Origin of the sequence: Flavobacterium notoginsengisoli, assembly GCF_014207905.1 — a bacterium.
GTDB lineage: Bacteria > Bacteroidota > Bacteroidia > Flavobacteriales > Flavobacteriaceae > Flavobacterium > Flavobacterium notoginsengisoli_A.
In genome coordinates this window covers 329809-354425 of record NZ_JACHLB010000005.1, presented here as the reverse complement: position 1 = coordinate 354425, position 24617 = coordinate 329809, and the positions used below count along the sequence as shown (strand labels likewise).

General features: G+C 36.2%; 25 protein-coding genes and 1 pseudogene. 13 read left to right on the top strand and 13 right to left on the bottom strand.

The features are described from left to right. Positions 1-387: 387 nt before the first annotated feature. A complete protein-coding gene (locus tag HNP35_RS16720; RefSeq protein WP_184164648.1) occupies positions 388-1176 on the top strand; it encodes a tyrosine-type recombinase/integrase in 789 nt (262 codons plus the stop codon). Beyond that, a complete protein-coding gene (locus tag HNP35_RS16715; protein WP_184164645.1) occupies positions 1161-2270 on the top strand; it encodes an IS91 family transposase in 1110 nt (369 codons plus the stop codon). Before HNP35_RS16720 ends, HNP35_RS16715 begins: the two co-directional genes overlap by 16 nt. 219 nt (positions 2271-2489) lie before the next feature. Here the strand turns inward: HNP35_RS16715 and HNP35_RS16710 are convergent, their stop codons facing one another. The 3 genes and pseudogenes from HNP35_RS16710 to HNP35_RS16700 all read right to left on the bottom strand — a co-directional run bounded on the left by HNP35_RS16710 (position 2490) and on the right by HNP35_RS16700 (position 4549). Next, on the bottom strand, positions 2490-3131 hold the full coding sequence (locus tag HNP35_RS16710; RefSeq protein WP_184164642.1) for an MIP/aquaporin family protein: 642 nt from the start codon (positions 3129-3131) through the stop codon (positions 2490-2492). Between the two features lie 66 nt (positions 3132-3197). Beyond that, positions 3198-3596, bottom strand: coding sequence for a GlcG/HbpS family heme-binding protein (locus tag HNP35_RS16705; protein ID WP_184164639.1), 399 nt, complete (start codon positions 3594-3596; stop codon positions 3198-3200). A 113-nt stretch (positions 3597-3709) separates the two neighbouring features. Next, a pseudogene (locus HNP35_RS16700) lies at positions 3710-4549 on the bottom strand (helix-turn-helix domain-containing protein). A gap of 469 nt (positions 4550-5018) precedes the next feature. On the opposite strand from HNP35_RS16700, the gene HNP35_RS16695 reads away from it, so the two are divergent. Together HNP35_RS16695 and HNP35_RS16690 are read left to right on the top strand one after the other, a co-directional pair. Next, complete coding sequence (locus HNP35_RS16695; protein WP_184164636.1) at positions 5019-5885, top strand: tyrosine-type recombinase/integrase; 867 nt, start codon at positions 5019-5021, stop codon at positions 5883-5885. Further along, positions 5867-7012: an IS91 family transposase gene (locus tag HNP35_RS16690; protein WP_184164633.1), complete on the top strand. Its 1146-nt coding sequence runs from the start codon at positions 5867-5869 to the stop codon at positions 7010-7012. Before HNP35_RS16695 ends, HNP35_RS16690 begins: the two co-directional genes overlap by 19 nt. Before the next feature lie 252 nt (positions 7013-7264). Here the strand turns inward: HNP35_RS16690 and HNP35_RS16685 are convergent, their stop codons facing one another. Both HNP35_RS16685 and HNP35_RS16680 read right to left on the bottom strand, forming a co-directional pair. Next, positions 7265-8668: a YncE family protein gene (locus tag HNP35_RS16685; RefSeq protein WP_184164630.1), complete on the bottom strand. Its 1404-nt coding sequence runs from the start codon at positions 8666-8668 to the stop codon at positions 7265-7267. A gap of 8 nt (positions 8669-8676) precedes the next feature. After that, positions 8677-9318, bottom strand: a complete 642-nt coding sequence (locus tag HNP35_RS16680) for a DUF305 domain-containing protein (RefSeq protein ID WP_184164627.1) — start codon at positions 9316-9318, stop codon at positions 8677-8679. Positions 9319-10228: 910 nt separating this feature from the next. Here HNP35_RS16680 and HNP35_RS16675 point away from each other — a divergent pair. Further along, complete coding sequence (locus tag HNP35_RS16675; RefSeq protein ID WP_184164625.1) at positions 10229-11320, top strand: tyrosine-type recombinase/integrase; 1092 nt, start codon at positions 10229-10231, stop codon at positions 11318-11320. A gap of 77 nt (positions 11321-11397) precedes the next feature. Here HNP35_RS16675 and mobB read toward each other — a convergent pair whose 3' ends face one another. Together mobB and mobA are read right to left on the bottom strand one after the other, a co-directional pair. Beyond that, a complete protein-coding gene (gene mobB / locus HNP35_RS16670) occupies positions 11398-12654 on the bottom strand; it encodes a conjugal transfer protein MobB (RefSeq protein ID WP_184164622.1) in 1257 nt (418 codons plus the stop codon). A 4-nt stretch (positions 12655-12658) separates the two neighbouring features. Next, positions 12659-13093: a conjugal transfer protein MobA gene (mobA, locus tag HNP35_RS16665; RefSeq protein ID WP_184164619.1), complete on the bottom strand. Its 435-nt coding sequence runs from the start codon at positions 13091-13093 to the stop codon at positions 12659-12661. Positions 13094-13657: 564 nt separating this feature from the next. Here mobA and HNP35_RS16660 point away from each other — a divergent pair. The 3 genes from HNP35_RS16660 to HNP35_RS16650 all read left to right on the top strand — a co-directional run bounded on the left by HNP35_RS16660 (position 13658) and on the right by HNP35_RS16650 (position 15291). Then, a complete protein-coding gene (locus HNP35_RS16660; protein WP_139420215.1) occupies positions 13658-14116 on the top strand; it encodes a DUF3408 domain-containing protein in 459 nt (152 codons plus the stop codon). A gap of 143 nt (positions 14117-14259) precedes the next feature. Further along, the gene (locus HNP35_RS16655; RefSeq protein WP_139420218.1) at positions 14260-14934 is read left to right on the top strand and encodes a nucleotidyl transferase AbiEii/AbiGii toxin family protein; all 675 of its coding nucleotides are present in this window, start codon (positions 14260-14262) and stop codon (positions 14932-14934) included. Between the two features lie 39 nt (positions 14935-14973). Continuing rightward, a complete protein-coding gene (locus tag HNP35_RS16650) occupies positions 14974-15291 on the top strand; it encodes a DUF6922 domain-containing protein (RefSeq protein ID WP_184164616.1) in 318 nt (105 codons plus the stop codon). Positions 15292-15800: 509 nt separating this feature from the next. Here the strand turns inward: HNP35_RS16650 and HNP35_RS16645 are convergent. Further along, complete coding sequence (locus HNP35_RS16645) at positions 15801-16061, bottom strand: DUF3781 domain-containing protein (protein WP_139420222.1); 261 nt, start codon at positions 16059-16061, stop codon at positions 15801-15803. A gap of 107 nt (positions 16062-16168) precedes the next feature. On the opposite strand from HNP35_RS16645, the gene HNP35_RS16640 reads away from it, so the two are divergent. The 3 genes from HNP35_RS16640 (at position 16169) to HNP35_RS16630 (ending at position 17269) form a co-directional block, all read left to right on the top strand. Beyond that, positions 16169-16594, top strand: coding sequence for a hypothetical protein (locus HNP35_RS16640; RefSeq protein ID WP_139420224.1), 426 nt, complete (start codon positions 16169-16171; stop codon positions 16592-16594). Positions 16595-16694: 100 nt separating this feature from the next. After that, positions 16695-16991 (top strand): helix-turn-helix domain-containing protein, encoded by a 297-nt coding sequence (locus HNP35_RS16635; RefSeq protein ID WP_139420226.1) that lies wholly within the window; start codon positions 16695-16697, stop codon positions 16989-16991. Continuing rightward, the gene (locus HNP35_RS16630) at positions 16988-17269 is read left to right on the top strand and encodes a helix-turn-helix domain-containing protein (RefSeq protein ID WP_139420228.1); all 282 of its coding nucleotides are present in this window, start codon (positions 16988-16990) and stop codon (positions 17267-17269) included. The genes HNP35_RS16635 and HNP35_RS16630 overlap by 4 nt, the downstream gene beginning before the upstream one ends. Before the next feature lie 91 nt (positions 17270-17360). Here HNP35_RS16630 and HNP35_RS16625 read toward each other — a convergent pair whose 3' ends face one another. Beyond that, a complete protein-coding gene (locus tag HNP35_RS16625) occupies positions 17361-17828 on the bottom strand; it encodes an immunoglobulin-like domain-containing protein (protein ID WP_139420230.1) in 468 nt (155 codons plus the stop codon). Positions 17829-17923: 95 nt separating this feature from the next. Further along, on the bottom strand, positions 17924-19174 hold the full coding sequence (locus tag HNP35_RS16620) for a site-specific integrase (protein WP_139420232.1): 1251 nt from the start codon (positions 19172-19174) through the stop codon (positions 17924-17926). A 489-nt stretch (positions 19175-19663) separates the two neighbouring features. On the opposite strand from HNP35_RS16620, the gene HNP35_RS16615 reads away from it, so the two are divergent. Together HNP35_RS16615 and HNP35_RS16610 are read left to right on the top strand one after the other, a co-directional pair. Then, positions 19664-20377, top strand: coding sequence for a YebC/PmpR family DNA-binding transcriptional regulator (locus HNP35_RS16615; protein ID WP_184164613.1), 714 nt, complete (start codon positions 19664-19666; stop codon positions 20375-20377). Between the two features lie 386 nt (positions 20378-20763). Further along, positions 20764-20967, top strand: a complete 204-nt coding sequence (locus HNP35_RS16610) for a hypothetical protein (protein ID WP_184164610.1) — start codon at positions 20764-20766, stop codon at positions 20965-20967. A 43-nt stretch (positions 20968-21010) separates the two neighbouring features. Here the strand turns inward: HNP35_RS16610 and HNP35_RS16605 are convergent, their stop codons facing one another. The 3 genes from HNP35_RS16605 to HNP35_RS16595 form a co-directional block, all read right to left on the bottom strand. Further along, positions 21011-21910, bottom strand: coding sequence for a LamG domain-containing protein (locus HNP35_RS16605; RefSeq protein ID WP_184164606.1), 900 nt, complete (start codon positions 21908-21910; stop codon positions 21011-21013). A 396-nt stretch (positions 21911-22306) separates the two neighbouring features. After that, positions 22307-23215 carry a LamG-like jellyroll fold domain-containing protein gene (locus HNP35_RS16600; RefSeq protein WP_184164604.1) on the bottom strand — a complete coding sequence of 303 codons (909 nt, stop codon included), beginning with the start codon at positions 23213-23215 and terminating at the stop codon, positions 22307-22309. 321 nt (positions 23216-23536) lie between these two features. Beyond that, positions 23537-24577 (bottom strand): PLP-dependent cysteine synthase family protein, encoded by a 1041-nt coding sequence (locus HNP35_RS16595; RefSeq protein ID WP_184164601.1) that lies wholly within the window; start codon positions 24575-24577, stop codon positions 23537-23539. Positions 24578-24617 lie beyond the last annotated feature (40 nt).

The window sequence follows — 24617 nt, the reverse complement described above, 5'->3', positions numbered from 1 at the left end:
CATACCAAAATGATTGAAGTTGGTAAAAATTTAGTAACGTTTCGCCGCTTTGCGTCTGTTGCGAGCTTCGGAATTGCGTATTTTCTGCTAAAATACAACTTCTTGCGAAAGATAAACGTCAATTTTGCACTTTTCTCGCAATAGCGCAAAACGGCTGTTGAACTAAACCTTCGGTAGCACTTATCGATATTTTGTACCTTACGAATATAATTAAATTCTGTAAGATATGACTGCAAAAAAAAGAATGTTGAGCAATTAAGAGAAAATAAAATTCTCAACCAGGCCAAAAGAGAAGTTCCGGGATTTTCGGAACTATTAGTCCGTTTTGAGCGTACGGTTTCTGTTTTGGGCAGAAGCCAAAGTACGTTCCATAATTACTCCCGCCATGTGGCTTCGATTTCGTTGTATTTTGGCAAAATCCCTACCGAGCTTGATCCTGAGCAAGTCCACGACTACCTTTTTTACCTTCAGAAAAAGTCCAAAACTCCCTCCCAAACTTATTTTAAACACTGTGTTTACGGGCTTCGGTTTTTGCTAAAATCAGAAGGCCTGCCTTATCAATTTCTTCGTTTGCCTGCTATCAGACACGAGAAAAAACTGCCCGTTGTCTTGAGTAAAGAAGAAGTCTGGGCGATGCTCCAGAGTGCCAAATTGCTCAAGCACAAAATCCTCATCGGACTGCTTTATGGCTGTGGGCTCCGCTGTATGGAAGCCCGCAGCGTACGATTGCAAGACTTGGATTTTGATCGCAAACAGCTCAAGGTAGTTCAAGGTAAAGGAAAAAAAGACCGGTATGTCCCGCTGTCGGTTCATTTAATTCGAGGACTCAAAAAATACATGCAAGGGGAAAAACCTCAGGATTATTTGTTCAATGGAAAGCCTGTTGAACGCGCTGGAGGAGATTTTGACAGCAAATACAGCCAGCGGGGCGTGCAATGGGCAGTGCGGCAAGTCGCTAAAGCAGCAGGCGTAAAAAAGGAAGTGCACACCCACACGCTTCGCCACAGTTATGCCACCCATCTGCTCGAAGACGGCATGGATATCATGACCCTCAAAGACCTTTTGGGACACCAGAATATCGAAACCACGATGGAGTATTTGCACATCGCTCAACTCGACACCCAAAAAGTCTTTAGTCCGCTCGATACTTTGTTTGAAAAATGCAGTTCGAAGTAGCGCATGTGCTAGAAAAACTCGGTAAAAAGGTAGAAAATATAGGATTAAACACCTGGCAATTGCGCACATTATCAGCCATCAAAAAATGCCGCACGGCAGCATTGGGCGGCCATATTGATGCTTGCGATGGCTGTGGCAGTCTCACTATCAGTTACAACTCCTGCCGCAACCGGCATTGTCCCAAGTGCCAGGGCAACAAGCGGGAGGACTGGATAGCTGCCAGAAGCACGGAACTTTTGCCAGTACCCTATTTCCATGTGGTTTTTACCTTGCCGGATAGTCTAAATTCGTTGGCGATTCATGATCCAAGATTGGTGTATGGTTTGCTTTTTGAAGCGGCTTGGGAAACCTTGAAAACCTTTGGCAAAAACAAAGGTATCCAATCTGGAATGATTGCTGTCTTGCATACTTGGGGACAGCAATTGAGCCTGCATCCCCACCTGCATTGCATTGTTCCGGGCGGTGGAATTGCTAAAGAGAGACAATGGCAAAACAGCCGAGGCGACGGCAAATTTCTGTTTCCTGTAAAAGCCTTGTCAAAAGTTTTTAGGGCTAAATATTGTGAGAAACTCAAAGCCAAAGAACCCATAAAATACGAACAAATTCGGCAAGAATTATGGCGAAAACCGTGGGTAGTATTTGCCAAAAAACCTTTTGGAAGTCCTGCATCGGTGGTGGAATATTTGGGCAGGTACACCCATAAAATAGCCATCAGCAACCGCAGAATCAAAAACATTGACAGTCAAAACGTGACTTTTGATTACAAGGATTACCGCCAAAATGGAATTAAAAAACAGATGATCCTTACCCATCAAGAGTTTATACGTCGGTTTTCATTGCATATTTTGCCAAAGCGTTTTGTGAAAATCCGTCATTATGGTTTTTTGAGCAGTACTTGGAAACGGCAAAAACTAAAACTTTTACAGCAAAAATTGCAACAAAAAGTAATAAATAAAGCAGAAAAAAGGCCTTTTTTACCCAAATGTCTGTGTTGTAAAACGGGAAATTTACACCGGATAGCCCTTTTTGACCAGCGTGGTCCGCCTGCCTGGTATCTTGGCGGCAGCCAAAACCACAAGACCTGTAAAATATAGCTTTACGGGTAAGGGATTTTATGCCCAAAAGTGATGGAAAACACTATAAAATCAAGCAAAAACTACTTCCAAAAAAAAAGAGGCTTGGTAGCCTCTTGAAATTCTCTTTAAAATCTTTTCGAAAAACCCATAGTTGCGGAATGCCAGCGGTTCCGTTCAACACGAGTTTCATTGTTCGTGCTGCGCACGCAACGAAACTTTAACTGTTACCTGCAGGCTTTATTCTGTTTTATTAAGTCCTTTCCAAATAAACATTGCTATTATCGCTCCTAATGTTGGTGCTGTTATATAAATCCAAAGTGCTGTAAAGTTTCCAGATACAATTGCAGGTGCTAAACTTCTCGCAGGATTAAATGAACCACCAGAAATTGGCCCTGCAAAAAGGATAATTCCAGTAACTACTATTCCAATTATAAGTCCTGCTATATTGGAAAATTCTTTTTTTGATGTTACTCCCAAAATTGTAAGCATTAAAAAGAAAGTCAGCACAAATTCTAAAATAAATGATTGTATTAATTCGCTAGAAGGAATTGTAGCACCTAATGTTAGGTTTTCAGGGAACGTAAATTTTAATAAGATACTTGCGAATAAAGCTCCCAAAAGTTGAGCGAAAATATAAAACGAAGCGTCTTTTAGTGATGTTAATTTACCTACTACCAATGCTATAGTTACAGCTGGATTTATGTGCGTTCCAGAAATATTTCCGAAAATATAAATCATAGCACTAACTATTATTCCAAAAGTTAAAGCGATTCCGATTAAACCTAAACTTCCATTGGATTGCTCGTTTACAATAATTGCTCCTGTTCCATAAAAAACTAAAGCAAACGTTCCAATGAATTCGGCTACATATTTTTTCATAATTATTTGATAAAAAAAAGAGGATAATTAGTTTTAATTATCCTCTTTGCATTAATAAACTGGTTATTAAATTGCTGATGCTCCAGCTTCTGCTACTGCGTGGTCATTTTCAACTGAACTTCCACTTACTCCTATAGCTCCAATAATTTCGCCTGATGCGTTTTTAATTGGTACACCACCTGGAAAAGTAATCAATCCATTATTTGAATGTTCGATGTTAAATAATGGTTGTCCTGGTTGAGATAACTCTCCAATTATTCCAGTATTCATATCAAAGTAACGAGCTGTTTTTGCTTTTTTGATAGAGATGTCAAGTGAGCCTAACCAAGCACCGTCCATACGACCAAATGCCACTAAATTTGCTCCTGCATCTACAACCGCAATGTTCATTTTTGTATCAATTGCTGTAGATTTTTGTTTTGCTGCTACGATTGCTTTTTCAGCTTGTGCTAATGTAATATTCATTTTTTTTGTTTTAGTATTGTTATTTGATGCAAATATACTGCGAGAGTCATCTTATTAAGTTACTAAAACAGGTTAATGACTTATGAAAAAAGGTCAAACTTGTAAATGAAATTTTAATTAGAAGTCTGATTTGGGCTAAAACCGAATTTATTTTTATAGGCTACACTAAAATTTGAAAGGTTATTATAACCAAAATCTAAATAAATATCTGAAGGTTTTAAATTTCCTTGTTCTAAAGTTTCTTTTGCCTTTTGAAGTCATTTGTCTTGAAGCCATTTTCCAGGCGACACTTTGTATTCTTTAATGAAATGACGTTTAAAAGTAGATAAACTCATATTGCATAAAAATGCGATTTCTTCCAATTTAAGGTTAGAATGAATTTTACTTTCTACAATTTTTTTAAATGGTGAAGTTTCCTTAATTATTAAAGAATGGAGATGTGTTTCAAAGTTTTTCCCATATTTCTGTAAAAGATAGAGCATCAATTCCTCAAATTTTACTGAAAGTAAATTTTCCGCAAAAACTATTGGTGCTTGACTAATTGTTGATAATGAATTTATGTATGACGAAATATAGTCGTCGTTTCTGATTATAAAATAAGGCGATTCTTCTTTTACTGTTTGATTGTTTTCTGTGTGTTTTTCTAAAAATTCTTTTAGCTTTTTTTCTGAAAAAAAGAATAGTTTACAATAATATATCGTTTTTGTATCTAATAACTCCGTCCAAAGCCAATTTCCTTTTTTTAGCAATAAAGATTGGTCTTTGTTTACAGCAACTGTCGTTCCAGCAAAATGTACTTGCTTTTTTCCAACTTGTAAAAAGCTGAACATATTCATTCCTAAATTGACTTTACTTTTAACAACGTCATTTGTCATTTTAAAATCATAGACAAATAAATCTGGGTTCTCTTTTTTATTCTTAAAGTAGCTTTCAGGTATGTTTTCTATTGACATCTCGATTTTTTTTTCAGCTTGCAGGTAACGAGCTCCTGCTTGGTCGTCGTTCCGAAAGGAGTTTTTCACTCCTTTTCGGAATGCGTCCAAGCAGGTGATGTGCGCTGTCCCGAAGGGCAGTGAACATCACCTGCGCAGCAGGAGCTCGATGTGAACGCAAGACCGAAGGGATTGCGTTCACATCGTTTTGGGGCTTTGCGTTCGGGCGGGATTTCGAAGCACAAAAGCTGAATTTATTACTAATGTTCAATTGAAAAACTGCTGTTGAATTTTGCACTTCAGCCCGCCTGACGCAAAACCCTTGTTGAACTAAACCTTCGGTAGCTGTCAATGACCTTACCTTTCTTTTTTATTACCTTACAAGGTATAAAAAATATCTTATGGCAACAAAAAAAAGCAATTAGAAGATTTACGTGCAAACAAGCTCATCAATCAGGCCAATCGGGATGTACCTGGTTTTTCAGAATTAATGGCTCGTTTCGAGCGTAGAATTTCAATACTAGGCCGAAGCCAAAGTACTTTTGAGAACTACGCTAGGCATGTAGCTGGTATTTCACTTTATTATGGTAAAGTTCCTACCGATCTGGATCCAGAACAGGTGCACGATTACCTATTTTATCTTCAAAAGAAGTTCAAAAGTCACTCACAGACTTACTTTAAGCACACCGTTTACGGGCTTCGTTTTTTGCTCAAGGGCGAAGGCCTAGCTTATGATTATCTCCGTCTGCCCGAAATTAGGCACGAAAAGAAGTTGCCTGTTGTATTAAGCAAGCAAGAAGTTTGGAGCATGTTGCAGGCATGCAAACTACTAAAGCACAAAGTTTTAATTGGTTTGCTTTATGGTTGTGGGCTACGCTGTTTAGAGGCTCGCAATGTACGGTTGCAGGATCTTGATTTCGACCGCAAGCAACTCAAGGTAGTACAAGGCAAAGGCAAAAAAGACCGCTATGTCCCGCTATCTGAACATTTGATTAGGGGTTTAAAAAAGTACATCGAAAGTGAAAAGCCCCAAGACTGGATTTTTAACGGTCAGCCCCAATCTGGCCGTGCTGGTGGTGATTTTGATAGCCGTTACTCACAGCGAGGGGTGCAGTGGGTCATCAAACAGAGCAGTAAACAAGCTGGCATACTCAAAGAAGTTCATGTGCACACGCTTAGGCATACTTTTGCTACGCATCTGTTAGAAGATGGGCTTGATATTGTATCCGTAAAAGAACTGTTGGGGCACCAGAACATTGAGACCACGATGGAATATCTGCATATTGCTCAGTTGCAACACCATAAAGTTTTTAGTCCGTTGGATACCCTTTTTGCCACTTGCAGCAGACCCGTGTAGCCTGCATTGAGCGAAGTCGGCATGAAATAGCCGACGTACTGGAGAGACTTGGTACCAGCATTAATGAACTTGAGTTAAACACATGGCAATTACGGACTTTATCGGCGATTAAAAACTGTAGAACGGCAGCCTTGGGTGGCCATATTGATGCATGTGATAACTGCGGAAACATCAGCATTAGCTACAACTCTTGTCGTAATCGGCACTGCCCGAAATGCCAAGGTAAAAACCGCGAAGATTGGATCGCAAAAAGAGAAGAAGAACTTTTGCCGGTTCCTTATTTTCATGTAGTTTTTACGCTGCCAGAGGCGATAAATACGCAGTGCATGCACCAACCGAAAATGGTTTACGGTATTTTGTTTGAAACTGCCTGGGCAACGCTTAGTGCCTTTGGTAAAAACAACGCTCTACAATTAGGTATGATAGCTTTGTTGCATACTTGGGGGCAAAACCTGAGTTTGCACCCACATTTGCACTGCATAGTTCCTGGTGGTGGTATAAACGAAGCTGGCAAATGGCAAAATAGCCGAAAAGATGGTAAGTTTCTGTTTTCGGTTAAGGCGCTGTCTAAAGTTTTTAGGGCTAAGTTTTGCGAAAAGCTGAAGCAAAAAATGCCCATAGAATACCAAAAGGTACGTGCAGGATTATGGAAACAAGCTTGGGTTGTATTTGCCAAACGACCCTTTGGTAGTTCAAAATCGGTGGTGGAGTATTTAGGTAGGTATAGCCATAAAATAGCGATAAGCAATCATCGGATAAGAAGTATTGACGATCAAAATGTGGTATTCAGCTACAAAGATTATCGCCAAGATGGCCAAAAGAAAACGATGCAATTGAGCCATGGCGAGTTTATCCGCAGGTTTGCCTTGCATATTTTGCCAAAGGGTTTTGTGAAAATCCGTCATTTTGGTTTTTTGAGCAGTACTTGGAAGTGCTCCAAGCTGAAGCTGCTGCAGAAGAACCTAGGGGTAAAATTAATTGAAAAGGCAGGCAAGAAAATATTTCTACCTAAATGCACTTGTTGCAAAATAGGCAATCTGCATCCTATTGTAGTATTTGATAACCGTGGCCCGCCGGCATGGTACATAGGTGCTAGCCAAAATACGTTCCCCTGTCTGGTTAATTAACGAGATGGGTAAGGGTTTTTATGCCCAAAAATTAGGTAAATGCGGTAAAAAAGACTTCGCATTGCCAAAAACAAAAAAGAGGATTAAAATCCTCAAAATTATCTCCAAAACTTTTAACGAAAAAACCATAATTAGGTGGCTGGTAAACGGTTCCGTTCAACTGAGGTTTCATCGTTGGCTCTACGAGCCCAACGAAACCTTAACTGTTGGCGGTAGTGTTTATTTTGATGTAATGTAGAGTCTCACTATGAATTAAAGATTATCTAATAACACAACGTCCTTTGTATCATTGTCAATCAATATTAAATGTTTGTAATCCTTTGCTGATGTGTTGTTTACACTTTTTATTAAACCAATAGATTGTCCGCTATATTTTCCTTGTGCGTTAGCAATGAAAGTATTTACTTCATAGTCATTTGTAAAGGGTGCTACGGCTGATTTTGAAAATGCCAATGTATAGGTCTTACCAGGTATTAAATTGGTATAAATTTGTTCTATCAAGTCTGTAACGCCAATAGGGCGAACAGCAAGATTGCCATGAGCTGCATTTCCTTTGATACTATTCAGGCTTATAATTTGTGTAGATACACTGTCATTCAAAGGACTTAAATTTTCCAAACTTTTTGTATAATCTACAACAGCGTCATCTGCATATACCAACGCCTGTGGACTTTGCCCAATTTTTATGGTGCTGATTACTTTTAGATTTACCAAATCAATTGCCTGTACTTCATCACCGTACTCCAATCCTACATACAGTACTTTTCCATCGGCAGAAGGCCAAAGTCCATGAGGTAATGCTCCTACATTTATCGTATCTGTTTCCATAAAATTTTTGGCTACGTCAAATACTCTCACTTTATTTTCTGCACCTACTGTTACAAACATCCTTTGCAGATTGCCCAAATTGCTGAATGTAACGTGATTGGTAATACCACCTGTGTTCATCTGTTTTACAACTTCTAGTGTTTTGGTATTTACTACTACTACCGCACCAATGTCTTTTAATGTAAGCGCTACCCATTTTCCATCGGGGCTGGTAAAAATATTAGGGGAAAAGGGACTTGCAATTTTGACTCGCTTAATAACCTTATAACTACTAGTACTCACTACATCAAGCTCTGGTGTAAAGCTGGAACACACATAAGCAAATTTTCCGTCTGGCGAAAAGGCTACCATACCTGGTCCATCGGCTACGGGTACTTTTCTTACTTCTTCCATTTTATCTACGTCAATCACACTAATGTATCCTTCGCCCCTTACCGATACCCAAACATATTTGCTATCGGGTGTAAATGTTGGTTCGTGTGGGGAACGCCCAACGTAGATTGTCTTTAGTACTTTATTATTTTCTGTTGAAATAAATGTAACAGCATTTGACCCTATGGATACTGCTGCTAATAATTTCCTTTTGGGGGAATATCGCAATCCATGCACCAATGTTTGCCCTTTGTATAGTGGTGTCAGTACATTCGGGTAAGGAATGCCTAATTTTATCTCTCCTAATAATTTATTTTGAGAAGGGTCAACCACGGATACGGTATTTGAAACCTGATTTCCGGTATAAACCCTATCGTTTTTATAGGGACTTTGTGCCCAGATATTCAAAGAGGTAAAAATGAATATGGTAAGAAATGATGATTTTAATTTATTCATGGTTATTGCTATTTTTTATTTATAAAAGCTTTCATCTGTTCTATTTCTATTTGCTCTGCCGAAATTAATTGCTTGGCAAATATAATTACCTGTTTGTTTGTAGAATGTTGTACCAAAGGAATAGCCATTTCTATTGCAGCCTGGTGATGAGGTATCATGACCATTGCAAATGCATTGTCAATATCTGTGAGTTTATCATTGGGTGGCATATTATCCATCATTACGGTCATAGATTGAAGCATTGCCTTATCAAAGGATTTGTCGGCTTTTGGGGCGTTATTTGGCAATTGACTAATCAATAATTTCATGGTTTGTATATCACTCGTTTGTTCTGCCAATATGCTTTTTGCAAGCTGTATCATCTCCTCATTTTTTCCGTGGCTAATTTCATATTTAGCCATTTCTATTGCCCCCATGTGGTGAGGAATCATTTGTGCCATAAAATCATAATCCGGTATGGATGTAACAGGAACAGCATCCATTTCTATCATCATCGTATCCATCATAGAAAGAAAAATATTTTTCGATGATGTATTCATCTGATGATGCTTATGATTCTCCATTTTCATTTCCTGTGCAATAGTAATCTGTGTTGAAAAGATTACGGCAACACTAATGTAAATCAATTTTTGAAAGGACTTAATAATCATAATTTATTATTTTAATTGGTCAATTATTTCTGTGTTATGGGTGGCGTGTTTTCCTGTTTGGTAGATTGTCTTGGCATTACCGCCAACGTTTGAGGCTTTGCGAAGCGGTTTTGATTCAGCAATTACCTTAACAAATATAAAATAAATTTTTGATTAATTACAAATCTTCGGAAATAAAAACCAAGCCTAAACCGTTTTGCAAAACCTGTGTTGGGCGTCGTAGTAACTTTAATTCAAGTTGCGTCAATTCAGAAAGAATTTATGTAAGTTGAATTTAAAGAATCAACACAAAGAATTTCTGCAAAACAATTCACACAAACAATTCACGCAAACTTTTCAGAAAACTATTTTTTTGTTTTTAAAATGATTTTGATGATTAAATGATTTTCATAATCTTTAGGTTAAAAACTAAATGTTTTAATGATTTAATTTTTTGATGATTTTATTGAATTTTCGCAAAACAATTCACGCAAACTTTTCGACAAAGTTCAGTTTTAAGTTTTCACAATAAACACAAAAATTCGGCAAAATAATTCTCGGCAAATTTCATAAATCGCAAAACAATTCACGCAAACTTTTCGATAAATTTCAGTTTAAGTTTTCAGATTAAACACAAAATTCTCGCAAAAAAATCTCAAAAAATATTCACGCAAAATTTTCTACAAAGTTCAGTTTTAAGTTTGATTTTCTATAAAATTATGACGTAAAAATTTCAAGAATTCAAGCACAAACTTTCATTAAATTCAGGTTGAAATTTGCAATAAATATTCTTTTGAAAACGAATTTTCTAACTATGACGCCCAACACACAAATATGCGAAAGTTTTAATAAATTCACAAATTAAATATCTAGCAGTACGTCAGTAACTTAGGATTTTATATATTTGTAGATATTCAAAATACGAAGCTATATGGATACACAAAGTACGAACCCCGATTTTAACCCTTCGCTTTTTAAAATCACTTTAGGAACACATCGGGAAAAGAAGGTGATTTGGTTAAAATTTAATTATGACAAATGCTTGATTGAAATGTTACGACAACAAACCAAAGCACATTGGTCACAATTGGAAAAAGCTTGGTATGTGATTGATAATCTGCATAACAGAAACCTTTTCGGTATGCAGCCCGATATTGTCGGAAAAGAAGTGCTGTCCAAAATAGCGGCATCCAATTTGCCCGAGTTTCAAAAATACCAAAACATACTTATTCTCAAAAGCTTATCGCCAAATACCATTCGCACTTATTCCATTGAGTTTGCCCAATTATTGTACCTGCTTAAAGATTTTCCTGTACAGGAACTTTCACCCGAAAGACTCCAAAGCTATTTTCTATACTGCTTCAAAGAACTGAAACTTTCTGAAAACCAAATTCACAGCAGGATAAATGCCATCAAGTTCTACTTCGAAAAAGTTTTGCATCGCAAAAAAATGTTTCTAGACATTCCCCGCCCTAAAAAACCTTTACTTTTGCCCAAAGCACTCAATATTGAAGAGGTAAAAAAGCTTTTTTCAGTAACTGAAAATAGTAAACACCGGCTTATCCTAAAACTTTGTTACGGAATGGGCTTGCGTGTAAGCGAAATCGTGAACCTGAAAATTGAAGACATCGACAGCCACGATATGAAAGTACGTATTCACAGGGGTAAAGGCAAAAAGGACAGATATGTCAACCTGCCACATTCAGTTTTGGAAGATTTACGCAGCTATTATAAAGAATATCTTCCGAAAGACTTTCTTTTTGAGGGGCAGCAGGGTGGGCAATATACAGTACGAAGTTCACAGCTTATTTTCAAAAAGGCAATGGAAAAGGCGAAAATAAACAAAAAAATAGGCATTCACGGATTGAGGCACAGCTATGCAACACATCTTTTGGAGTTTGGTACAGACATTAGTTTTATCCAAAAGCTTTTGGGGCATAATGATATCCGTACCACGCAAATTTATGCTAGGGCTTCGGACTCATCGATTGCTAAAGTCGTTTCTCCTTTGGATAGGATATGAAATCAAAGCTCGAAGTTTCGATTGCACAACCCTGCTGAGGATTTTAGCTACAACAATAAGACTGACTCTTAACTTTGTTATCTAGGGTAATATTTTTTCTTCTTAATCTGATTAGCAAACACTTCTTCCTCGTAATCTTCTCCCTGTGCATCAGGTAGCAAACTGAATAATCCTAAATCAGAACTATCTGAATGCTCATTTGAAATAATTTCAAATAGGTCTTTTGTCGGCAGATTGTCTATCGTATTCGTACTAGAAGGGCTATTCTGCATTTTTAACTCGGGCTTATTTCCATTGTCCCACCATTCGTTAAAGACATTTGCTGACAGGTTTCTATCCAAAGCTGAACCGTTCCAAACACTACGGCTTTCGTGGTCAATAAAGGTCATTCCGTAAATTCGTCCTTCATTATTACGTCTTACAACCGTATTGATACCCTGCTCTACAAGTTGCTTTTTAAACTCCGTTTCGCTGTTTGTGGTACGTATAGCCAATTCAATGGTATTCTTTAATACAGACCTTGCAGGATTGGTTTTCGTTTTTTCTTTGGACTGCTCAAAATGTTTTTGAAGCTGTGTTACTCCTGCATCTTTTCCAAAAAGTGATGCTTTGAACGGATTGCTTGTCTTGTTGTCATTTTCATCTAATGCCACATAAACCAATCCGTTTACGGTTTGACCGTTTCGCTCGCCTTTGACTTCTTCTGCTGTGATATTAAAAAGGGAAAGTAACGCATTGTAGCTACCCATAGTAGAATAGCTATAATACTTTGGCAGATGCCGTACTACCGAAGCAATCTGACTTTTGATGTCTCCATTTTTATGATTTACAGGCTTAAAAACCTTATCGGCTTGTTTCTGTTCCTGTTCGGTGGCTTTGTTCAGGTTATATTTCGTTTCCAAAGCCCTACAGATTGCCATTGAGCGTGGGTGGTCGTAATCATCGGGGATTTTCTTTCCGTCAATTTCCACGCAGGTCGAAACGATATGGATATGCGTGCGGTCTATATCGGTATGCTTGAAAACAATATAGGGCTGATTGCCGTACCTCATACGTTCCATATATTCCTGTGCCATATCCGCAAACTGCTGGTCGCTGACCTTATCCGCAGGATCTGGGTTCAGCGATATATGCCTTACCGTCTTTTCTGTTTTGATATTGGCAAACAGATACGGCTCAAAACATTTGTTGAAATATTGGGAAGAATACCTGCCGTCCACCGTATCAGGTATCTTATTTAGCAACAGAACCGCTCCGTTTTCCTTTTCCACTTTCTGCTGATTGTACAGAATTGCCCCGTACATATTGCTTCCTTTTCCAATTTTTGCAATCATTTTTCTACTCTTTTTTCAGGTATTTCTTTTCAAATTCTGAGCTTAGGGCAACAACTTTCAGCAACAATTCTTTCATTTCTATTGTCTGTTTTTCCAATTTATAGAGGTATGCAGATGCTTTCTTATCCGAAAAGTTTGTGTTCAACAGCTTTACAATCTGATTGTAATTGGTTGCTATCCCTCTGAATTGGCTAAAAAATCGGGTCAGCCCTTCGTGGTATTCTACTGCATCCATATTAATTTTGACGGTCTTTACTGTCTTCTGAAAGATGCAAGCCGTAATGAAATGTGCCGTTACTTTCATTCCCGACTGGTCAAAAAGGGCAAGGAATTTGGCATTGTCCTCGTCATTCAGGTTAAAGGAATACCGATGTACCGCAGGGTCAATCTTTGGTTTTCTCCCTGTTTTCCTAATCTGTTTTCTGTCATTCTCTTCCATAATAATCCATTTTAATTTTTAAACAAACGGGCGACTTCGGAGCCGTTTCCAGCCCCCTGCAAGGGCAAGTGCTTTTGAGGTGCCGAAATTCATTTCGAGTACCTCAAAAGATAACTTGCTCTGAACAAGGGTTCAGAAAAATCCGTTTTGCCAACGGATTGTAGTTAGCAGGAAAAACCCATAGCTTCCATTACAAATTTCGGTAAGACTATTTGAATAATAGTTATTTACAACAATGACAATGAACGCCAAATTGTGCCACTGACTGCCACCCTGATTAAGATTGGGACTGCTTTTGCGTCCTTTGTATATGTTTAGCCAGCTGGTTACTTGTATCGTTAACGATGTAACCAATCAGCATAAATCCTGATTGCAAATGAGGGTGACTGATAACAAATCAACATACGTGGTTGCTGGCTAATTGCATATTTTTCAGTTAGCGAAACAGCTAATTAAGGGTATGCAAATGCATAGGTAGATAGGTTGTTACATTGGTACAGAACATACAGCTGACTACTTAACCAACCAAACAGCTAATTGGATATAATATTAAAATTAAGAGATATGATACACGAAGAAAACAAAAATCAGCAACCCGAAAAAGAGAGTTTTTCTATTGAAAATTTCCTAACTGATGAAAAGAAAGAACCTGAACAAGAGCAGAACACTTTACCGCATAGTGATGAGCTTACTGCAATTGAAACAGGCGAAAAATCTGTAGAACCAGAAGATACAAAACCGATTGCAGGCGATACCAAAAGAACCGTTTCAAAACCAAAGAAGCTGACGAAAGAGGATTATTGCGTAACGTTCTTTAGAATCCCTAAAAGAAATGCAAGCAAAGGCAAATCGGTCTATGTACGGCAGGAACATCACGAAACATTTAACAGGCTTACCAACATTATGGGAATTGACAAGCTGACAATTTATGCTTATCTGGATAATATTATCGAATTCCACTTTCAGGAGTTCGGAGAGCTGATTAAGGAAATCTATAACGATAAGCACAAGCCGTTGTTCTGATAACGGTTTGTGTAGGCAAAGAGCCATATAATCTTTTGGATATTCATCCCTCATTGTGCCCATGAACGCCAAACAATGCCACTGACTACCACTTTGGGCAAAGGCTTCGTTTTCGGGATTAAATTCCCGAAAAACGAAAAATCATGCTACACAAAGAAACAGTCAGCAGTGAGATGTGGAAACTTCTCCATGCACTAATGAAAGATGAAATGCTGAAAGATTTTAACCTTGTAGGGGGAACTGCATTAAGTCTACAGATTGGTCACCGATTGAGTATTGATATTGACCTTTTTACAACCAAAGGCTTTGATGAACAGAAGCTATTAAAACATTTAGTCACTCAATATCCTCGGGTATTGATAAACGATATGTTTAATAATACAATCTTACTTGATATAGATAAGATTAAAGTTGATATTCTTTCGCATCAATATCCATGGCAAAAGCCAATTGAAACAAAAGATGGGATACGATTAGCATCCTTAGAGGACATAGGGGCAATGAAACTCCACGCCATATTCCAAAATGGTACACGGATTAAGGATTTTATAGATATGCATTTTCTATTAGAACACCATCCGCTTAGAACCTATTTAGAAGCATATCAAAATAAATATGGTGGTAATCCTGCAATGGCTACATACGCCTTATTGTATCACAAGAATATCGACCACGAAGCAAAAGTTAAGTTGTTAAAAGGTAAAGAGACCGATATGGAAAAAATTAATGAACGCTTAAACAAGGCGGTTCTTAATCCGTCTTTAAAATTTGGACAAATACCCGATCTGCCGAAAAAAGGTAGAGGCTTTAGGCGTTGAAAAATCAGTGAACAACTAAAAAAATCGTATCTTTACTATATGGAATTAAGAGAAAAAAATAACGACATTCCAAATCTTGACCGAGTGTTTTTTTGGGATTTCGACATCGAAGCAATGGACTTTAAGAAAGCCTACAAGACTATTATAACCCGTATCATAGAACGTGGCGGTCAAAATGAAATTGATGAGCTTGTCCGTTTCTATGGTCATAGCAGGGTTATCAAAGCAATCCGTGACGAAATTTACTTCTTACCCAACTATGCAATTGATAGGGCATTGAGGTTCTTCCCAGAACTTAAAAAGGAAGAAATGTACTGCTATCTGAACCGTAAGGACAAGCCTTACCATTGGATATAAGTTACAACAACAATTTTTATTATCTTATAGATGGATAGGCTGAGAAATCAGCCTATCTTTTTTTGTCATCCAACGGCTTTAGCTTAACAGTTCCAACCCCAATAGCGGAGTTCTTTTTGCTTCTTTTTCTTGCTCTGCAACTTGTCAAGAAAAAGAAATCGGGCTATCCCTAACCTATAGATACAAGGGGTATCCTGCATCTGCTAATTATAGTACTGAAACTCCCTATCAAAAAATATTTTCCAAAACAAAAAAACAGAAAAAAAAGAAAGCCATTTTAACAAGGCGGACAGGCGAAAAAACCAAAAGGAAACGGAATAAGTCCCGAAGGGTGGCAGGGCAACACAACAAACTCGGCGAAGCCACCATATTTGCCCTGCCATTATGCCGTAAGCTTTTGGTTGGGTGGTGCGGTGGCTGTCTGCCTTATCTTTGCTGCCTTTTTATTCTTTTTTTGGAAGTTGATTTATACTTTGCTTAACTTATATTAATTGTGGTTAAAGCAGTTGTTATTTTGTAATTCTGTCAACAGTGATAACCCTGTGTGTGTATGTGTTGATTGTAATCCTAATATTTTTGTAAGTGTTTGTTATATAATAATTTTTACCGATTTTCTGAATGAATTTTTCTGCCGTTTCGCTTATGGCATTAAAAATCAATTTTTCAATTTCAGATTTTGAATAGTCTACTCGTAGCTTTTTATTTATTCTGCCATATACAAGTTCGGTGTAACAGATATTATTTAATATTTCGGTTTTATTGACTTTCATTGCCTATTCTTTAATACAAAACTACAAAATATCTTAACCGTAGATGAATTTATATCAAAGCATTTGGCAATTGAACGCCAAAGACTGCCACTAAAAGCCAAAGGCAAATGAAGCATTCTTTTATGGTTTACATTGGGGGAAATTTTGAACCTATGGCACAAAAAATAACAACCGACAAAGAGCGTAAAGAAAAAGAAGAATCTGAGAAAAAAAAGAATATACCTTTTATTCAGGTCGATAAGGGCAGCGACCCCATTTCCAATTTCATAGCCAACTTTAAACGCCAATTCACAGACACAAAGGGTTTAGGTCTGGGCAGGCTGTTCGGGGGCAAGCGTGCTGAACAAAAAAAACAGACTGCCGAACCTGAAAGCATCATAGGCGCTACCAAAACGGTTATGCGTTCGGGTTATAAAAATGCTGAAAACAATCAGAACGTACAGACCAATAAAAAGCCTGCTTTAAAAATGGACAATTCAAACAAAATACAACAGGCTCGCCCAAAAAACCAAAAACCAAAGTTGGGATTATAACCGAGTATTTGGCAACTAAACGCCAAATGCTACTTCTGACTACAACATTGGAGCAACCTTTATAAGTTGCTTTTACTTTTGAGGATTAAATGATGCGGATATGGAAATAACAGTTTTGGACATTCAGATTTTAAAAGCATTGCACAGAGAAGTAAAGGAAGTTTCTTTATTGATTAAGAAAATCACTACGCCTTACAAGGCATTGCAACAGGCAACGAAATGGCTCGACCAACAGGAAGCCTGCCAACTGCTCAATATCAGCAAAAGAACGTTGCAGACGTATAGGGCAAAAGGCATTCTTGGAGCAACGCAGATCAATCGGAAAACGTATTTCAGATTATCCGAAGTGGAGTTACTTATGCAGGGAGAGCGACCATTAAAAAAGCAAAAGAAATGAAACAGATTGGAGATTCAAACGAAGATATGCTTGCCCTGCTCGAAGCTGTGGTAGGCATCAAAAATGAACTGTTGTATATCAGAGAATATTTCCACCCATTACTAAAAGGGGAAATCTATCTGTCAGGCGAACAGGTTTGCGAGATGTTACACATCAGCAAACGGACATTGCAACAATACAGGGATGACGGACTGATACCTTTTATCAAGCTCGAACGGAAAATCTTGTTTCGTGAAAGCGATATTGTCAAGGTATTGGAAGATAACTATCAGCGTTAGCTGATTAAATGAATGCTTTGAAACTTAACCATATCGGTCAATTAAAAAAACAGCCCACTGCTTAAATGCGGTGGGCTGTGTTGTTTATATTCTACTTAATCTCAAACTCTCCGTAAACATTATTATTTTCCCTTGTCTTTTGATAGTCGGAGTTCAGATAATATTTGACAATTCTGTATTTGCCTACTTTATAACTGATTTGGTCTTTATATAATTTCTTTTCAAAACTCTCTGTATCGGTTGGTTTTAGTCGCCAACCAAGGTCGTTAAACGCAATACCCTTTGGCGAAATGTCTTTCCATTCGTTTTTCTCGTAATTTTCAATCTGATAATGCAACCCTGTAGTGATAGTATCATTTGTATTGTTTATTATTGTAACCTTTATAGTATCTGGGATTTCTGAAAGTTTAAAAACATTTGGCTCTATAGATAATGATACAGACTTATCCTCAACATCATTTACTTTTTCTTTTTTGGATGATTGTTCTTCTTCCTTTTTATTTTGGTTACAACTCAATAAAAGTGTTGCTGAAATTATAAGTAGGATAAGTTTTTTCATTATTCTATTTTTTGTCATTGTTTCTACCAATTGCTAAAATACAAAAAAAGCCAACGTATAATAACATTGACTTTCTTTGATTACTTTTATAGACTTCATAGTTGAGAAACAAAAGACTGTTCCATTCCTTTAAATTTATGCGATACCTTTTGCATATCCTTTCCGACTTTCTCGTTGAGTATTTTGGCGTAAATCTGCGTAGTGGCAATGTTTTTATGCCCCAACATTTTACTCAAACTCTCCAATGGAACACCCTCACTTAAAAATAGTGTGGCAAAGGTATGGCGTGCCAAATGAAAGGTTACTTTCTTCTCTTTAAGACACTCAATTTGTTTGGATATTCTTTTCAAGCTGTCATTGCAGACCGTATTTGAGGGGACAGGAAAAACCTTTCCGTCCTTTGACAGTCCTGCATATTTTTCGATAATCATTTTTGGAATATCCAACAGCATTACATTGGATGATGTTGCCGTTTTCTTTCTGCGTACGATTATCCACTGATTGCCATCAAAAAAGTCTTGAATATTACTGTTTCTAAGCCCTTTCATATCTGAATAGGAAAGCCCTGTAAAGCAACTGAAAACAAATAAATCCTTAACCAATTCGTCTTTCTTTTTATCACAGTTGAACGTTACGAGCTGTTCCAATTCATTACGCAATAGATAACCACGGTCTTTATCCTTTTTGGTATTCTTGTACTCGCTGAACGGATTAAAAGCAAGATGCTTTCTGCTCATTGCCAATCGGCAAAGTGTAGTAAACCCAATCATATACAGCCAAATGGTGTTGTGTGTTAGGCTTTGGTCGTCACGAAGGTAGTAATCAAAGTCCTGCACAAAATCAGGAGTAAGGTCGTTAAAAGACACATCGGAATAACCGTATTTTGCAAAGGCAAAATTTCGAAGATGTTTCAAAAGTATTTTGTATTTACTGCGTGTGCCATTTACCCGAAGTCCACTATTAACCTTTTTCTCATAGTCGGATAGGAACTGGTCATAAAATTTGAAAAAGGTCAGTTCTCCGCTTTCCATACCAAGAACGGCATTTTTAAGTTTAGCACTGTTTACAGCCCCCTCGTTCTTCAGGATTTTGGAATAGCATTCCTCAATACCCGAACGAATTTTGTCAAGTTTGCTGTTCGTGGCTTGGGCTTCTCGGCTTTTACCTAAAACCCTGCCGTACTTCAAATCCCAATTTGTTGCGGAAATATCCAGCTTTGTACTGAATGCAGACTGTTTGCCGTTTACGGTAATCCTGCACATAACCGTAACTTTTCCGTTTTTCTTTGGGGCGTTCTTTTTAAGGTAAAACAATACCTTAAACGTTGATTTTTTTGTCGTTTCCATACTCACAATTCTTAATGATAAAATTAAACCTATGTGAGCTACGGAACAATATGAAAAACTATGCAGAAAGCTGAAATACAGTATTTTAAAACGATTGTTTTTAATGTTTAAAAGTAACGTTTTAGTAACCTTACTTTTGCCAAACCTCGCTTTTTACTGCTTTTTACCTCATTACCAAAAAATCATAAAACGGCTGTAAAGTCTTTATTTACAACCGTTTTACCTGTTATTAATCTTTGATGTATTTTTACTGAAACTTTATTTTATAAAACTTAACTTAAATATTTCTTCGTGTACTTTGCGTAAATCTTAGCGTGCTTTGCGGTAAAAAAAAACACTACACTTTTTTCAACTCAATCCACTCAACTTGAAACTTGAAACTTCAAACTTGAAACCTGAAACAAAATAAAAACAATAAAAAAGAGCCATTTTGTTTTTGGAAAAATAAGGAATAACCGTATTTTTGCATCACAAAACTTATAATTAGAAATGGGAAGAGCGTTCGAATTTAGAAAAGGAAGAAAAATGAAACGTTGGTCTGCAATGGCCAAAACATTTACCAGAATTGGTAAAGATATCGTTATGGCTGTTAAAGAAGGCGGACCAAACCCAGACGCCAATTCTAGATTAAGAGCTGTAATACAAAATGCGAAAGCTGCCAACATGCCAAAAGACAATGTGGAGCGCGCTATTAAAAATGCAAGTAATAAAGACACTGCTAACTATAAAGAAATTTTGTTTGAAGGATACGCTCCTCACGGAATTGCTATCTTAATTGAAACTGCATCCGACAACAACAATAGAACTGTAGCAAATATTCGTAGTTATTTCAACAAATGCAACGGAACAATGGGAACTCAAGGTTCTGTTGAATTTATGTTTGATCATACTTGCAACTTTAGAATTGCTAACAACGGTCTTGATGCTGAGGAATTAGAATTAGAATTAATCGATTTTGGTGCTGAGGAAGTTTTTGAAGACGAAGACGGAATTTTAATCTATGCTCCTTTTGGAAGTTTTGGTGCTATTCAGAAAGAATTAGAAAACAGAGGTTTAGAAATCTTATCTTCTGGTTTTGAGCGTATTCCACAAATCACAAAAGAATTAACTGAAGCTCAAATCGCTGATGTGGAAAAATTAATTGAAAAAATTGAAGAAGATGATGACGTTATGAACGTTTATCATACTATGCAAGAGTCATAATCTCTTCCTTCTTTTTATCGATATAAAAGCTCTAGATTTTTCTAGGGCTTTTTTGTTTTAATGAACTTTAACTTTTTCAATTCAATAAAAAAATTATATTTGCTGATATCTGAAATATATTAATTTTAAACCTACTTTTATGCAATCCTCAAAATTTATGAAATTTGCCGTAATAGCACTTGTAATCTTATTTATTGTGATTAGTGTTATTAGCTAAAAATATAAGCCTTCTAAAAATTTAGAAGGCTTTTTAAATTATGCTTATTTATTCTTTTTCAAACAAAAAACTTGAGACAAAAGCTTTATTTAAATCTATTTTAAACTAAGCTTAAACCAACAAAATAACTGATTTGCTATTATATTTGTATAACCTCAAATTAAACAAAATGCAAACATCTAAAATTACTCGAATTGCTGTGGTCGCACTAGTTCTTTTGTTCTTAGTGTTAAGTGTATTGAGCTGCAGCACTCATTCACACACAAACACTTATACAACAACAGAAAAGAAAATACCTCCAGGACAAGCCAAGAAGATGAATGGAGATAAAAGCGCGAAAGCTTATGCGCCAGGACAACAAAAAAAGAAATAAAAAAAAGCCTTCTGAAAATTTCTCAGAAGGCTTTTTTTTATGCTTATTTCTTACCACCAGAATTGGTTATTTTTATTAAATATGTTCCGTCTGGTAAATCTCCGATATTGATTGTGTTTGTTTCTAAAATTCTCTTTCCCTCAGAATAGACTTCAATATTTTTAGTAGCATTATTAGTATCTACAGAAGAAGCAACAACAGGAGCTTTTGTTTTCACTGGAGCTGCAGGGGCTGTAACAGCTTTTTTCTGTGTATTTGCAACTTGAGCAGTTGGCGTCGTTAGCGTTGGCTTTGAACTGTTGTACGCTTCTAAAACCTGTTCATCTGTCATTGCCACACTATATAATCTTAGATCATCAATATCAGCATTTATACTAGTTGCCGTATTTAGTTTTCCAAGACTTAAAATATAACCTTTTGCCGAACGCTGAATTCCCTCAACAGCTTTTAGCAATTCGCCATTGCGATAAATTTTTGAAACATTACCATCATAAGTAACACTATACATATACCACGTTTCTTTTACAAGAGGTACAGAAACTACCAAATTATTTGCATCTCCCCAACCAACTAAGCTTAAATCAGAAAGACCAGAGGTTGTAGGCTGTTGTAATAATCCAAAATACTGACCGTTTACCGGCGCTCCGTAGTTAAAGATATAATTAGCTGCATTTACGGTATTAAACTTTACCCAAACAGAAATTGTCTTTGGTTTGTTTGCTTGCGGGAGATCGCCTACAACAGCTTGAAGCGCTTTATTAGTCAATCTCAAAGCTCCTTTGGGAATTCCGTTCCGATCGTTTACAAAAACAGGTGTTCCTAAAAAGGAAATTGAATTATCAGCACTATTTAAATTTCCATTGAAATTAAATTCCTGTACAGGATTTTGTGCATTCGCATTTAAAAAACTTACAAACATTAACGTGAGTAATATTTTTTTCATATTTATAACTTTTAGCGGTATAGTTGGAGTTAAAGGCAAATAATTATAGAATGAAAAATTCTAAAAATCAAAATCTACAATTCTTGTTTCTCTTTATAATTTTCACAATTTTTGTTAAATCTATAATTTTAATTCAACACCAACAAACAATTCCTACACATAAATAATGAATTCTCACAAAAATAGTTTTATAAGCTTCCTATCAATGTAAGGCAAAAAAAATTATTACTTATAAAACCATTTAACAGGATTTTTTTCGATGGAATTTCTGAATCAAAATCTCAGATTAAAACAAAAGTCTTCCCGCTTAGCAGAAAGACTTTTAATTACTATTTCAAAAAACTTAATTGCTTTCGCAATACAAAAATTAATATTTAAAAAAATTAAGTAAGGCCGTTATTTGGATGTGATTTTTTTAGATGGACTACTACTTATTTTCAACAAATAAGTTCCCTCTGGCAAATCATTAATATTCATGGTATTTCCGTTTACAATTTTTTGCCCTTGAGAATAAACCTCAACATTTTTAGTCGAATTAACATCACTTGAAGTTATAATATTACCATTTGATGATTTAACTATTTTCCCTTTTACTACTGTAGCTGTTGTTTTTGCTTGTTCAGTTGGTGCTGCAGCTACCGAAAGTACAGGTTTTTCTTTTTCATACAAATCCTTAACCTGTTCTGGTGTCATTGCAAAATCATAAATTTTCAAATCATCTACATCAGCATTTATTCCAATTGTAGTATTGATTTCGCCCAATCTAAAAACATTGCCATTTGTAGATCTAGTCATTCCTTCTAGATATTTTAACAACTTTCCGTCACGATATATTTTAGAAGTAACACCTTCATAAGTAATGGTATAATTATACCAAACATATTTTTCAAGTGGTGTAGACACAATAACATCGTTGGAAGCGCCCCACGCTGCTAAACTTAAATCTGAATTAGAAGAAGATGTACCTTGTTGTAATAAACCGCAATATTGAGCATTATAAGCATTTCCATAACCCCAAATATAATTTGCGTTGGCAATGTCATTAAATTTAACCCAGATACTAATTGTTCTTGCAGCCCTTCCCTGCGGAACATTATCAATTACAGCTTCTAAAGCTCTATTATTTAATCGTTGAGCACCTTTTACAACTCCAGACCTGTCCGTCACAAAATTGTCGGTTCCCATAAATGAGATCGTGTTTGCGGTATTATTTAAAGTACCGTTAAAATTAAATTCTTGGATTGGTGTTTGCGCATTAACATTCAAATAACATACAAACAATAGTGTAAGTAGTGATTTTTTCATAATAGTTAGATTTTGGGATTAAACAACTAATGTTATTTTACACTGCTAAACTAGATTATTATGAATTTTGACGAAAAAAATTCCGACAACTTACCTAAATACTCGTTAAAACAACGAATTTTGGTTATTTTTATCGTTAAAATGCGTCTTGCTACTTTATTTTAATATTATTAAAATAATAAATTTAATTCAATCAAATTAATAATTTCTTACGTATAAATACGCGGAATTAATAATATACTTCAATTCCAGAATTGTATAATAAAAAAAACTCCATTCGAATTAACGAACGGAGTTTTTATATTTAAAAAAGTAACTTAATTACTTTACGAATTCTATTTTTTGAGCTTCTTCTTCATTAACACTATCAAAGAAACCTTGTTCATTCATCCAATCATCACTAAATACTTTGCTCATGTAACGAGAACCGTGATCTGGGAAAATAGCAATAATATTACTGTCTTTTGTAAATTCGCCTTCTTCTGCATATTGTTTAATAGCCTGCATTACTGCTCCAGAAGTATAACCAACAAATAAACCTTCTTTACGAGTGATTTCTCTTGCTGAATGCGCACTCTCTTCGTCGGTTACTTTCATGAATTTATCAATAATATCAAAATCTGTAGCTGACGGGATTAAGTTTTTACCTAAACCTTCTATACGATATGGGTAAATTTCTTTACTGTCGAATTCTTTTGTTTCGTGGTATTTTTTCAATACAGATCCAAAAGCATCAACTCCTAGAATTCTAATATTTGGATTTTTTTCTTTTAAGAATTTTGCAGTTCCTGAGATAGTTCCTCCTGTTCCGCTGCAAGCAATTAAGTGCGTGATTTGTCCTTTTGTTTGTTCCCAAATCTCTGGACCTGTAGTGTTGTAATGAGCATCAATATTCAATTGGTTAAAATATTGATTAATGTAAACTGACCCTTTTGTTTCTTCGTGTAAACGTTTTGCTACATTATAATATGATCTTTCATCATCTGCAGAAACGTGAGCCGGACAGACATATACTTTAGCTCCTAAACTTCTTAGCATGTCAATCTTATCTTTAGACGATTTTGAACTTACTGCTAAAATACAATTGTAACCTTTAATAATGCTTACCATTGCTAAACTAAATCCTGTATTACCAGATGTTGTTTCAATAATGGTATCTCCCGGAGAAAGAATTCCTTTTTTCTCGGCTTCTTCAATAATATATAATGCTATTCTATCTTTTGAGGAATGACCTGGGTTGAAAGCTTCTACCTTTGCGTAGAAATTTCCTTCTAACTCTTCGGTGATTTTATTTAGTTTAATAAGGGGGGTGTTACCTATTAACTCTAAAACATTATTATAAGCGGTTATTTCTTCTTTCATAAAAAAATAGTTAATCAAAGGCCTTTTTAAATTAACCTTG